Annotated in this window: 16 protein-coding genes; 12 read left to right on the top strand and 4 right to left on the bottom strand. The window is 52.7% G+C overall.

Going from position 1 to position 12,389, the window contains the following annotated elements; all coding sequences use genetic code 11:
* Positions 1-48 precede the first annotated feature (48 nt).
* The 11 genes from mlaD (at position 49) to cysS (ending at position 7,313) form a co-directional block, all read left to right on the top strand.
* Positions 49-543 carry an outer membrane lipid asymmetry maintenance protein MlaD gene (gene mlaD, locus FAH67_RS09070; RefSeq protein ID WP_003681819.1) on the top strand — a complete coding sequence of 165 codons (495 nt, stop codon included), beginning with the start codon at positions 49-51 and terminating at the stop codon, positions 541-543.
* Between the two features lie 32 nt (positions 544-575).
* A complete protein-coding gene (locus FAH67_RS09065) occupies positions 576-1,166 on the top strand; it encodes an MlaC/ttg2D family ABC transporter substrate-binding protein (RefSeq protein WP_003681817.1) in 591 nt (196 codons plus the stop codon).
* Between the two features lie 63 nt (positions 1,167-1,229).
* Entirely contained in the window at positions 1,230-1,508 is a 279-nt protein-coding gene (locus FAH67_RS09060) for an STAS domain-containing protein (RefSeq protein WP_036493932.1), read from the top strand.
* Positions 1,505-2,332 carry an MlaA family lipoprotein gene (locus FAH67_RS09055; protein ID WP_003681814.1) on the top strand — a complete coding sequence of 276 codons (828 nt, stop codon included), beginning with the start codon at positions 1,505-1,507 and terminating at the stop codon, positions 2,330-2,332. Before FAH67_RS09060 ends, FAH67_RS09055 begins: the two co-directional genes overlap by 4 nt.
* 115 nt (positions 2,333-2,447) lie before the next feature.
* The gene (locus FAH67_RS09050) at positions 2,448-2,810 is read left to right on the top strand and encodes a hypothetical protein (protein WP_003681812.1); all 363 of its coding nucleotides are present in this window, start codon (positions 2,448-2,450) and stop codon (positions 2,808-2,810) included.
* Positions 2,810-3,193, top strand: a complete 384-nt coding sequence (locus FAH67_RS09045) for an acyl-CoA thioesterase (RefSeq protein WP_003681810.1) — start codon at positions 2,810-2,812, stop codon at positions 3,191-3,193. The genes FAH67_RS09050 and FAH67_RS09045 overlap by 1 nt, the downstream gene beginning before the upstream one ends.
* On the top strand, positions 3,190-3,678 hold the full coding sequence (locus FAH67_RS09040) for a peroxiredoxin family protein (protein WP_003681808.1): 489 nt from the start codon (positions 3,190-3,192) through the stop codon (positions 3,676-3,678). The genes FAH67_RS09045 and FAH67_RS09040 overlap by 4 nt, the downstream gene beginning before the upstream one ends.
* 143 nt (positions 3,679-3,821) lie before the next feature.
* The gene (gene obgE, locus FAH67_RS09035; protein ID WP_039864269.1) at positions 3,822-4,976 is read left to right on the top strand and encodes a GTPase ObgE; all 1,155 of its coding nucleotides are present in this window, start codon (positions 3,822-3,824) and stop codon (positions 4,974-4,976) included.
* 68 nt (positions 4,977-5,044) lie between these two features.
* Entirely contained in the window at positions 5,045-5,233 is a 189-nt protein-coding gene (locus tag FAH67_RS09030) for a hypothetical protein (RefSeq protein ID WP_003681797.1), read from the top strand.
* The gene (locus FAH67_RS09025) at positions 5,214-5,828 is read left to right on the top strand and encodes an ATPase (RefSeq protein ID WP_115287650.1); all 615 of its coding nucleotides are present in this window, start codon (positions 5,214-5,216) and stop codon (positions 5,826-5,828) included. The genes FAH67_RS09030 and FAH67_RS09025 overlap by 20 nt, the downstream gene beginning before the upstream one ends.
* Positions 5,829-5,891: 63 nt before the next feature.
* Entirely contained in the window at positions 5,892-7,313 is a 1,422-nt protein-coding gene (gene cysS, locus FAH67_RS09020) for a cysteine--tRNA ligase (protein ID WP_003681794.1), read from the top strand.
* Between the two features lie 110 nt (positions 7,314-7,423).
* On the opposite strand, the gene FAH67_RS09015 is transcribed toward cysS, so the two are convergent.
* Positions 7,424-8,029, bottom strand: a complete 606-nt coding sequence (locus FAH67_RS09015; protein WP_003681792.1) for a nitroreductase family protein — start codon at positions 8,027-8,029, stop codon at positions 7,424-7,426.
* A 15-nt stretch (positions 8,030-8,044) separates the two neighbouring features.
* Positions 8,045-8,440 (bottom strand): DoxX family protein, encoded by a 396-nt coding sequence (locus FAH67_RS09010; RefSeq protein WP_003681787.1) that lies wholly within the window; start codon positions 8,438-8,440, stop codon positions 8,045-8,047.
* Positions 8,441-8,568: 128 nt separating this feature from the next.
* Between FAH67_RS09010 and FAH67_RS09005 the strand changes: the two genes are divergently transcribed.
* Positions 8,569-9,459 carry a LysR family transcriptional regulator gene (locus FAH67_RS09005; RefSeq protein ID WP_003681785.1) on the top strand — a complete coding sequence of 297 codons (891 nt, stop codon included), beginning with the start codon at positions 8,569-8,571 and terminating at the stop codon, positions 9,457-9,459.
* Positions 9,460-9,516: 57 nt separating this feature from the next.
* Here FAH67_RS09005 and FAH67_RS09000 read toward each other — a convergent pair whose 3' ends face one another.
* Together FAH67_RS09000 and FAH67_RS08995 are read right to left on the bottom strand one after the other, a co-directional pair.
* Positions 9,517-9,858: a hypothetical protein gene (locus FAH67_RS09000; RefSeq protein ID WP_003681783.1), complete on the bottom strand. Its 342-nt coding sequence runs from the start codon at positions 9,856-9,858 to the stop codon at positions 9,517-9,519.
* Between the two features lie 200 nt (positions 9,859-10,058).
* Positions 10,059-12,332 carry a Tex family protein gene (locus FAH67_RS08995; RefSeq protein ID WP_039864267.1) on the bottom strand — a complete coding sequence of 758 codons (2,274 nt, stop codon included), beginning with the start codon at positions 12,330-12,332 and terminating at the stop codon, positions 10,059-10,061.
* Positions 12,333-12,389 lie beyond the last annotated feature (57 nt).

The following is a 12,389-nucleotide window of genomic DNA, read 5'->3' as shown; positions in this document are numbered from 1 at the left end:
GGCCGTCTGAAACGACACTTAAAAAGAATGAAACAAGGACAATAGCACATGAAAAAAAATGCTTTGGAATTTTGGGTAGGACTGTTTGTCTTACTGGGCGCGGCCGCTATCGGCTTTCTCGCCTTCCGCGCCGCCGGCGGACAATCGTTCGGCAAATCCTCTCAAACCTACACCGTCTATGCCGATTTCAGCGACATCGGTGGCTTGAAAACCAACGCTCCGGTCAAATCCGCAGGCGTGCTGGTGGGCCGCGTTGCCTCCATTCAGCTTGACCCTAAATCCTATCAGGCAAAAGTCGCCCTCAATCTGGACAGCCAATATCAGTTCAGTAGCGACGTTTCCGCACAAATCCTGACTTCAGGCTTGTTGGGCGAACAATACATCGGCCTGCAACAAGGCGGCGATACCGATTCTTTAGCGGCAGGCGACACCATTACCGTCACCAGCTCCGCCATGGTTTTGGAAAACCTTATCGGCAAATTCATGACCAGCTTTGCCGAAAAAAACGCAGACAGTGAATCTGCCGGTCAAAACGAACAATAAACATATATCAACCCAATATTCAGGACACTCCCATGAAAAAAACTTCCTTCATCAGCGCATTGAGCATCGGCGTATTGAGCATCAGCATGGCATTTGCCTCTCCTGCCGACGCAGTCAACCAAGTCCGTGAAAACTCCGTTCAAGTGCTGAAAATCCTCAACAGCGGCGATGCCAACACCGCACGCCAAAAAGCCGAAGCTTACGCCATCCCTTACTTCGACTTCCAACGCATGACCGCTTTGGCCGTCGGCAATCCATGGCGTACTGCAACTGACGCACAAAAACAAGCGTTGACCAAAGAGTTCCAAACCCTGCTGATCCGCACCTACTCCGGCACCATGCTGAAATTCAAAAACGCCAAGGTCAACATCAAAGACAACCCGGTCGTAAACAAAGGCGGTAAAGAAATCGTTGTCCGCGCCGAAATCAACGTTTCCGGCCAAAAACCGGTCAACATGGACTTCACCACCTACCAAAGCGGCAGCAAATACCGCGCATACAATGTCGCAGTCGAAGGCGCAAGCTTGGTTACCGTATACCGCAACCAATTCGGCGAAACCATCAAAGCCAAAGGCATCGACGGCCTGATTGCCGACTTGAAAGCCAAAAACGGCGGTAAATAATCCACCCCCGCACCATGCCGCCTGATGTTCAGACGGCATGATGCCTTACATCATAAAGACACCATGCAAACAGAAATCCGCAACGGCACGCTCTACATCAGCGGCGACGTTACCGTCAAAACCCTGACTGCCTCCGCCTTTGCGCGCTACGAACAACAATGCCGTCTGAAAGAAACAGACAGCATAGACTTCAGCCAAGTAGGCAAAGCAGATTCCGCCTGCGTTTCCCTTCTGCTCAACGCTCTGCGCCGGACAGACAAAAAACCGACCATTCAAAACATTCCCGATTCCGTCCGCGCACTGGCCGAACTTTACGAAATCAAAGACTGGTTGCAATCATGAAAAAAACCACCGCTTCCCTCTGCCTCCTCATCAGCCTTGCCTCCGCGCCCGCACTGGCCGAACGCAATCCGGCCGACCCTTACGAAGGCTACAACCGCACCGTTTCCAAGTTCAACGACAAAGCAGACAAATACGTCCTTTCCCCTGTCGCACGCGGCTATCGCAAAGTAACGCCCAAACCTGTGCGCACCGGCGTGAGCAACTTCTTCAACAACCTGCGCGATGTCGTCAGCTTCGGCAGCAATGTTCTGCGCCTTGACGTCAAACGCGCCGGCGAAGACCTCGTCCGCGTCGGCATCAACACCACCTTCGGCCTTGGCGGTTTAATCGACGTAGCCGGTGCAGGCGGCGTACCCAGCAATAAAAACACACTCGGCGACACCTTCGCCTCATGGGGCTGGAAAAACAGCAACTACTTCGTCGTCCCCCTGCTTGGCCCATCTACCGTACGCGATACCGTCGGCAACGCCGTTACCACCGTCTATCCGGTTAAAAACGCCGTCTTCCACACCAGTGCAGGACGTTGGGGCACAACCGGCCTGCAAGCCATCAATACCCGTGAAGAACTGCTTGACCTGACCGACAGCCTCGAAGGCGCAGCCATCGACAAATACAGCTACACACGCGACCTTTACATGAAAGTCCGCACCCAACAAACCGGCGGCACGCTCCCTCAAAGCGAAGACGACAACATCGACATCGATGACTTGGTGGACAGCAACGCCACCTCCGAGCCGGCAGCAGCACCCCAAACTGCTCCGGCAGAAATCCCCGATACAGCCAATCCCCAAACCCTGTATCAAACACCATCAGAAAATCCCTGATAGTTTCCATAAATTAAAGGCCGTCTGAAATTCAGACGGCCTTTATCCCCCAAAAGATAGCCAGTCCACCACCTTTGCTATATCATTCAACTATACAGAAACCAAGGAAAAAACCATGTACGAAGTCAACCGCAGCGTCTTCCTGCTTATTCCCCTCGATCCATTTTGGAACTGGCTGAAATCCCTGCCCGGCAATCACTTGGATGGCCTGACGCTTGAAGATATTCAAGCCGATGCCAATTCCTACCTCGTTCGCCCGTGCGAAACTGCCGACGAAGTATGGGATGAGATCGAAGCGCGTTTTGAAGACATTTTTGCTGCCGAATTGGCCGACTGGTGCGAAGACGAGAGCGAATGGCCGGATTTGGACGCCGACATTTTCAACGAATGGTTCGACATCCAACTCTCCACCGTGATTACCGACCTCGAACACGAACCCATCGCACGCGAAGAGTTCCAACCCATCAATCTCAACTGATGAAACTGACCGTCCGCAACTACCACCTCGACGGCTACGGCCACGTCAACAATGCGCGCTATCTCGAATTTCTCGAAGAAGCGCGCTGGACGTTTTTTCAAGAGCATGACCTTCTGTCCGAACTCAAAGGCATCATGCTCGTTGTTGCACGCGTTGATATCCGCTATCGCCGCCCGTCGCTTGAAGGCGATGTTTTAACCTTTACAGGCCGTCTGAAAGACATCGGCACACGCCACATCATCCTCAGCCAAACCGCGACCCTGCCCAACGGCAAAGCTGCCATCGAAGCCGAAGTTACCCTTATGCCCGTCAGCAGCGAAAGCGGCCGCAGCATCAGCGTTCCCCAAACCTTAGCACACGCAATTCAAAATCTCGAATCATGAAAAAAATACTCACACTCCTCATCGTTGCCACGATTGGCGCGCTTCTCACCTTTGTCCTTATCCCCAGCAACAAAGCCGCCCCTGATTTCGCCCTACCCGACCTGCAAGGTAAAACCATTACCAACGCCGATTTAAAAGACAAGGTTACCCTCATCAACTTCTGGTTCCCCTCCTGCCCCGGTTGCGTGAGCGAAATGCCTAAAATCATCAAAACCGCCCAAGATTATCAAGGCAAAAATTTCCAAGTCCTCGGCATTGCCCAACCCATCGACCCTATCGAAAGCGTCCATCAGTACGTCAAAGAATACGGCCTTCCCTTCACCGTCATGTACGATGCCGACAAAACGGCCGCAAAAGCCTTTGGCACACAGGTTTACCCGACTTCCATCCTGATCGACAAAAACGGCAACATCCTTAAAACCTACGTTGGCGAACCCAATTTCTCCCAACTCTATCAAGAAATAGACCAAGCACTCGCCCAATAAATCCAAGGCCGTCTGAAACCATATTTCAGACGGCCTAAAACCGAAATATCCTTTATAATAAGCAACATTATATCCGTTCAGACACCAAGCTCCTCTATCAACAAAGGCCGTCTGAAACAACCGAATACCCATAAGAGAACATCATGAAATTTATCGACGAAGCAAAAATCGAAGTCGCCGCAGGCAAAGGCGGTAATGGCGCAACCAGTTTCCGCCGCGAAAAATTCGTACCGCGCGGCGGCCCTGACGGTGGCGACGGCGGCAAAGGCGGCAGCGTTTGGGCAGAAGCCGACGAAAACACCAACACCCTCGTCGAATACCGCTTCGTCAAACGCTACCAGGCCAAAAACGGCGAAAAAGGCCACGGCTCCGACCGCTACGGCGCAGGTGCGGACGACATCGTCCTCAAAATGCCCATCGGCACCCTTATCCGCGACCTCGACACCGATGAAATCGTTGCCGACCTCACCTACCACGGCCAGCGCGTCTGCCTCGCCAAAGGCGGCAAAGGCGGCTTGGGCAACATCCACTTCAAATCCTCCGTCAACCGTGCGCCCAAACAATCCACGCCCGGCGAAGAAGGCGAAACCCATTCCCTGCAACTCGAACTCAAAGTCCTTGCCGATGTCGGCTTATTGGGTATGCCCAACGCCGGCAAATCCACCCTGATTACCGCCGTCTCCGCCGCCCGCCCCAAAATCGCCAACTATCCCTTTACCACCCTGCATCCAAACTTGGGCGTCGTGCGCATCGACGAAAATCACAGCTTTGTCATGGCCGACATCCCCGGTCTGATTGAAGGCGCGGCAGAAGGCGCGGGTTTGGGGCATCGTTTCCTCAAACACTTATCGCGCACCGGATTATTGCTGCACGTCGTCGATTTGGCACCCTTCGACGAAACCGCCAACCCCGCCGAAGAAGCCCTCGCCATCATCAACGAGTTACGCAAATACGACGAAGAACTCTACGGCAAACCGCGCTGGCTGGTGCTGAACAAACTCGATATGCTCGACGAAGAAGAAGCCCAAGAACGTACTGCGGCTTTCCTAGAAGCCGTCGGCTGGGACTATCCGAAACCAGACGACCGCTTCCAATTCGACACGGAAACCCCGCGCCTCTTCCAAATCAGCGCGCTGACCCACCAAGGCACGCAGGAATTGGTACACCAAATCAACCAATACCTGACCGAGAAAAAACGCTTGGAAGCCGAAAAAGCAGAAGCGGAACAGGCAGCGGTAAAAGCCGAAATTGCCGAGCAGCAGCCTAAAACAGATACCGGCGTGTTTAAGCCGGAGTAAAAATTTCAGACGGCCTTTTTAATATAATTAGAGCCGTCCGAATACAGGAACAAAAAGCAAGGAAGACCATGATTTCTGATAAACAACGTGTCGAATTGGCGAAAAAGCAAGCCATGCTTAAAATTTTGTATCAGGCATGGCTGGCAGAAAAACGGAAATACGCCATAATCACGGTAGTCGATAATGAAGGCAATCTGATCGAATATCATCCTTCCGGCACTCAAAGAACAGTAGGCCATGTCAAACAACCGGCCTAAAGCGATTTTTTACTGTGGTGCTAACGGTTCGGGCAAATCTACCCTGCGCCAATTCAATCAAGATCGTGTCTCGTTAGTGATTGATTCTGACCATATCGCAGCAGAAATTAACCCTGAAATGCCTCGCTTGGCCGATATGGAAGCGGGAAAAACTGCATTGCGCTTATTCCGTCAAGCGTTGGATAATCGAATTTCTTTTTCCATGGAATCGACCTTATCCGGCAAATCCGCCCTTACCCGCATTCAAACGGCCAGCAATGCCGGATTCTACGTCATACTCAACTATATTGGTCTTGCGATGCCCGAATTAAATATCCGCCGTATGCAGGAGCGCGTCGCAAGCGGCGGACACTGGATAGATCCTGAGTTAATCCTCAAACGCTACCATGTGAGCCTGCAAAACCTTCATACCGCATTACCATTTGCTGACGAAAGTTTTATTTTTGACAACTCATCCGTCTATCCACAGCTGCAAATATGGATAAATCAACATCAAGATCTGAAAAACAAACATTTAGTCGATTGGGTAAAGCCAATCGAACAAACCATACTTTCAAATGGATTAATTTTTGATTCTTTTTTAGCTTATGAATAAAGAATTTGCCTGCACAAAAAATCCAAAATAATTTCCTCTGTTTAAACAAATTTTGAAAATCCCATGACCACCATCTACAACACCCTTACCCGCCAAAAAGAATCTTTCTCCCCCATCGACCCTAAAAACGTGCGTATGTACGTTTGCGGTATGACTGTTTACGACTACTGTCACTTAGGCCATGCCCGTGTGATGGTGGTGTTCGACATGATTGCCCGTTGGTTGCGCGAGTGCGGTTATCCGCTCACTTATGTGCGCAATATTACCGACATCGACGACAAAATCATTGCCCGCGCGGCTGAAAACGGCGAAACCATTGGTGAACTGACCGCGCGTTTCATTCAGGCTATGCACGAAGATGCCGATGCTCTGGGTGTGTTGCGTCCGGATATTGAGCCGAAGGCAACGGAAAACATTCCGCAAATGATTGCCATGATTGAGACCCTGATTCAAAACGGCAAGGCATATCCCGCCGCCAACGGCGACGTTTACTACGCCGTGCGCGAGTTTGCCGCTTACGGCCAATTGTCGGGCAAATCATTGGACGACCTGCGCGCGGGCGAGCGTGTGGAAGTGGACGGTTTCAAACGCGATCCGCTTGATTTTGTGTTGTGGAAAGCGGCGAAAGCAGGCGAACCGGCATGGGAAAGCCCTTGGGGCAACGGCCGTCCGGGTTGGCACATCGAATGCTCCGCCATGAGCGAAAACCTGTTCGGCGACACTTTCGACATTCACGGCGGCGGTGCAGATTTGCAATTCCCGCACCATGAAAACGAAATCGCCCAAAGCGTCGGTGCCAGCGGTCATACCTGCGGCCACGACCACGCGCAAACCCACCACGGTCAAAGCATTGCCAGCCACGTCAAATACTGGCTGCACAACGGCTTTATCCGTGTGGACGGCGAAAAAATGTCCAAATCGTTGGGCAACTTCTTCACCATCCGCGAAGTATTGAAACAATACGACCCTGAAGTCGTGCGTTTCTTCATCCTGCGCGCCCACTACCGCAGCCCATTAAATTACTCCGACGCGCATTTGGACGACGCAAAAGGCGCACTGACCCGCCTGTACACTACCTTGAAAAACACGCCTGCCACCGCGTTCGAATTATCCGAAAACGCCAACGACTACACCCGCCGCTTCTACGCCGCCATGAACGACGATTTCGGTACGGTCGAAGCGGTTGCCGTGTTGTTTGAACTGGCAGGCGAAGTGAACAAAACCAATGATGCACACCTCGCTGGCTGCCTGAAAGCTTTGGGCGGCATCATCGGTTTGCTGCAACGCGATCCGACCGAGTTCCTGCAAGGCGGCGCGGTTTCAGACGGCCTCTCCAACGAGGAAATCGACGACTTGATCGCCCGCCGCAAACAGGCGCGCGCGGATAAAAACTGGGCGGAATCCGACCGCATCCGCGACCTTCTGAACGAACACAAAATCATTCTGGAAGACAACGCCGGCGGCACGACTTGGCGGCGCGGTTGATTTCATGGCATAGATAAAAGGCCGTCTGAAACTGTTTTCAGACGGCCTTTTATTTTACTATTTCCAAAAGGGCGCAAACATCGCACCCTTGGTTTAAAACATCATTTCATTTATGCGCCGAATACTTTCAGACGGCCTTCGATTGGTTGGAAGGTTTTTTCACCGGCTGGAGCCGCAATACCGCCGATCACCATTTGCGCACGCAACAACCAGCTTTTCGGCAGGTTCCATTCTTTGGCAATGGCCGCGTCAGGCAGCGGATTGTAGTGTTGCAGATTGGCGCCGATACCGGCAGCCGCCAATGTTGTCCACACAGCATATTGAACCATGGCATTTGCCTGATCCGCCCAAATCGGGAAGTTGGCTGCATAAGATGGGAACTGCTCTTGCAAGCCTTTGACAACATCCTGATCTTCAAAGAACAAAACTGTCGCCGCGCCTGCTTTAAACAAGTTCAGTTTTTGTGCAGTTGCTTCAAACTGCTCGGCAGGAACAACCGCACGCAAAGCTTCTTCAACAAAATGCCACACTTTGGCATGTTCTTCGCCAAACAATACGACCACTCGGGCAGATTGCGAATTGAAAGAAGACGGCGTATGCAAAACGGCATGTTCGATGATTTTGGTTACTTCCTCATTGGGCAGAGGCAGGGTGTTGTTCAATGCATAGATAGAACGACGGGTTTCAGCAGCTTGTTGCAAAACAGAATAAGTCATGATTTTTTCCTTAAATTAATCTTTATCTTTACCAAAAACATTATCCAAAGCCCACGCTCCGCCACCGGCTACTGCCAAATACAGGAACACGAAGCAGAACAAAACGGCAGATTCGCCCTGATTGGCCAATGGGAACAAAACATTACCAGAAGACGCGTGCGCCATAAAGTAGGCGGCAGCCATCTGACCGGACAAAACAAACGCGGCCGGACGGGTGAACAGGCCCAATATCAATAAGATACCGCCGACAATTTCCAAAATACCGGCCACCAGCATCAAGCCCTCAGGCGCACCGCCCATAGACATCGGAAAACTGAAAAACTTGGCCGTACCATGCAGCAAAAACAAATACGCCGTAACAATACGTAAGACAGACAATACAACAGGTTGGAATGATTTGAGGGCTGACATCTTAATAATCCTTATTTTAATAGCTACCTGAAAGAGGTAGGGAGCAACTTCAATAAGTGCAGTATAGATAATTCCCAGTAAGAGATATATACTCGAATTATTGATACAACGTTTCCTAATAAGAAATCATGGATACCCTATTTAGCCTAAAAGTTTTCCGCCAAGTTGTTCAAAGCGGCAGTTTTACCCGTGCCGCCGATCAGCTCGACATCTCCACCGCTATGGCCAGCAAACACGTCAACCATCTGGAAAACACCATTCAAGCCAAGCTCTTACACCGCAACAGCCGCAACCTCCACCTGACCGAAGCAGGCGAAGAATACTACCGCCAATGCAGCTACGCGCTGGATACCTTGGACACCGCCGCCCAAAAAGCGGCAGGCGGCGCCGACACGCCGCAAGGTATGTTGCGCGTTACCATGCCCCTGTGGTTTGCAGGCGGCAATATGAGCGCATGGTTGGCCGAATACCGCCAGCGTTATCCCAAAGTCACGCTCGACCTCGTCCTCGACAACCGCCATATCGACCTCATCGCCGAAGGCTTCGACCTCGCCTTGCGCGTTTCCAAAACCCCCTCCCCTTCGCTGATCGTCAAACCGCTGGCCAAAATCGAGTTCGTCCTGCTTGCCGCCCCCGACTATCTTGCCCGACACGGCACACCCGATACACCCGAAGCCGTCATGCAGCACCAAGCCATCCTGCCTTCCTATACCAATCAACAAGACCGGGAAATTACCCACCGCGCTACCGCAGAAAAGGCTATTCTCCATCTTTCCCCGGTTATCCGCAGCGACAACACGCTGATGATCCGCGAGCTGATTAAAGCAGGTGCAGGCATAGGCTATCAGCCCCTTTGGGCAGTTCAGCAGGAATTGAAGGACGGCACATTGATCCAACTCCTGCCCGATTACACCATCTGGGCAGACCAACTGAACGCCACTTATGTCGACAGGGCCTTTCTCAGCGCGAAAGTACGCAGCTTTATCGACTTTCTCAATGAAAAAATATCGGAAGGATAAACATCAAGGCCGTCTGAAACACTTTTCAGACGGCCTTTAATCAAAGTAACAATCCAGTCAATAATTGGTCGAGCAAAACTGTTCGCGTTTGTCCGCATCGGCGGCATAGCATGTCAAACCCATGCCTGACGCATTGCTGTTGTTCGCTTTCGCACCCGGTTTTTTGTTCACCAAAACCTTACCGTTTTTTCCGATTTCAACGGTGACGCCTTTGCCGTTTTTCAGCTTCCATTTCAACACTTGCGCATCGGTACTCTGGCACTTGCTGACCGTACAGCCGCCTTCTGTCGCGACGTTGCCGTTTTTATAAATCACGCACTGCTGCTGGCTGTCGGTACAGGCCGCATACGCAGCAACGGAGAAACAGGAAATCAGCGCGGCAAACAAAACAGGTTTCATGGTTTGAACTCCTAAGGTTGTGATGATGGATTTGTGATATTTGGAACTATACGCTTATTTGCATATACCTACTACAAAATGTATCGGTAACATTCAACGGACGCATTACTATATCTATTCCACCAATTATCTCATTCGCCCCATACTATAAAGGCCGTCTGAATATCATTTTTCAGACGGCCTTCAATTGATTTTCTACCTTACCGCTTCAACTTCGCAAACGCATCCGCCATCGCCGAATTGGTTGGGGCACGCTCGTTGCGTTGGGGTTTGCGGCCGGCTGTCCGTTCGCGGCTGCGGTTTTCAGACGGCATTTTATGTTTTGCGCCGCCCGGTTCGTCATCCAAGCGCATAGTCAGCGCAATGCGTTTGCGTGCGGCATCGACTTCCAGCACTTTCACTTTCACCACATCGCCGGCTTTCACCACTTCGCGCGGGTCTTGGACGAACTTGTCGGACAGGGCGGAGATGTGTACCAAACCGTCCTGATGGACGCCGATGTCCACGAACGCGCCGAAGTTGGCGACGTTGGAAACCACGCCCTCTAAAATCATACCGACTTGCAAGTCGCTGATTTCGCGGATGCCTTCGGCAAACGATGCCGTCTGAAACTCGCCGCGCGGGTCGCGGCCGGGTTTTTCCAGCTCGGACAGAATGTCCAGAATGGTCGGCAGGCCGAAGCGTTCGTCGGTGAAGTCGGACGCTTTGATTTGCTTCACGCGCTCGCGGTTGCCGATGAGTTCGGCGGCGGTAATGCCCTGTTGCGCCAGCATTTTGGCAACGACGGGATAGGCTTCGGGGTGCACCGCGCTCGCGTCCAGCGGCTCTTTGCCGCCGTTAATCCGCAAAAAGCCTGCCGCCTGCTCGAAGGTTTTTTCGCCCAAACGCGGCACTTTCAGCAATTTTTTGCGGCTGTCGAACGCGCCGTTTTCATCGCGGTAGGCGACGATGTTTTGGGCAAGGGTTTGATTCAAGCCAGAAATCCGCGCCAAGAGCGGGGCGGAGGCGGTGTTCACGTCCACGCCGACGGCGTTCACGCAGTCTTCGACCACCGCGTCCAGTGATTTGGCGAGCCGGCTTTGGTTCACGTCGTGCTGATACTGACCCACACCGATGGATTTGGGGTCGATTTTGACCAACTCGGCGAGCGGGTCTTGCAGCCTGCGGGCGATGGACACCGCGCCGCGCAGGGAAACGTCCAAGTCGGGAAACTCGCGCGCCGCCAGTTCGGACGCGGAATAAATCGACGCGCCGGCTTCGGAAACGACGATTTTGTGCAGCCCCATTTCCGGCATTCCGCGCACCAGTTCGCCCGCGATTTTGTCGGTTTCGCGGCTGGCGGTGCCGTTACCGATGGCGATGAGCTTCACACCGTGTTGTTTAATCAGGCGCGAAAGCGTTGCCAACATATTGTTTTCTTGATGCAAATAGACGATGACGGTATCCAGCAGCTTGCCTGTGTCGTCCACCACGGCGCATTTCACGCCGTTGCGGTAGCCGGGATCGAGACCCAAAGTAGTCAGCCGTCCGGCAGGCGCGGCGAGCAGCAAGTCTTTGAGATTGCGGGCAAACACGGTAATCGCGTCGGTGTCGGCGGCTTCTTTCAAGCTGTTTAAGGCTTCAAGTTCCAACGACAAAAAGATTTTTGCGCGCCAAGTCAGGCGTACGGTGTCGCGCAACCATTTGCAGCCGTCTGAAACCTTGAAACGGCGGGCGATGAGTTGCTCGTATTCGCTTTGCTGGGTAATCGGCGTGTCGTCGGGCTGGTATTTGAGCGCAATATTCAACACGCCTTCGTTGCGGCCGCGCAAAACCGCCAGCGCACGATGGCCGGGCATAGTGCGAATAGGTTCGCGGTGGTCGAAATAATCGCTGAATTTTTCGCCTTCGGTTTCTTTGCCTTCAACGACTTGCGCGTGGATTTCGGCTTCGTTCCACAGCTTGTCGCGCAGCGTGCCGATGAGTTCCGCGTCTTCGGCAAACTGCTCCATCAGAATCGCGCGCGCGCCGTCCAGTGCGGCTTTGGCGTCGGGGACATTTTCGTTCAGGTAGCCTTGCGCGGCGGCTTCAACATCCTGCGGCTGCTCGGCAAGCAACACGTCCGCCAGTGGCTGCAAACCGTGTTCGCACGCGATTTGCGCCTTGGTGCGGCGTTTGGGCTTGTAGGGCAGATACAGGTCTTCCAGCGCGGTTTTGTTGTCGGCGGCTTCGATTTGCGCCTTGAGGTCGTCTGAAAGCTTGCCTTGCTCTTCAATGCTTTTTAAAACAACGGCTTTGCGTTCTTCCAACTCGCGCAGATATTGCAGCCGCTCGGCAAGCCGGCGCAGCTGCGTATCATCCAGCCCACCCGTGGCTTCCTTGCGGTAACGCGCGATAAAGGGGACGGTCGCGCCGTCGTCCAAAAGCTCGACGGCGGCGGTGATTTGCGCGGCAGTGGCGGAGAGTTCTTGGGAGAGGATTTGGGTGATGTTCATACATTCCTCCATATGCCGTCCGAACAATCGACAAGACGGCACAACATAAGATAATCA

This window comes from Neisseria flavescens (assembly GCF_005221285.1).
Lineage (GTDB): Bacteria > Pseudomonadota > Gammaproteobacteria > Burkholderiales > Neisseriaceae > Neisseria > Neisseria flavescens.
This window is presented reverse-complemented; position numbering and strand designations above follow the sequence as displayed.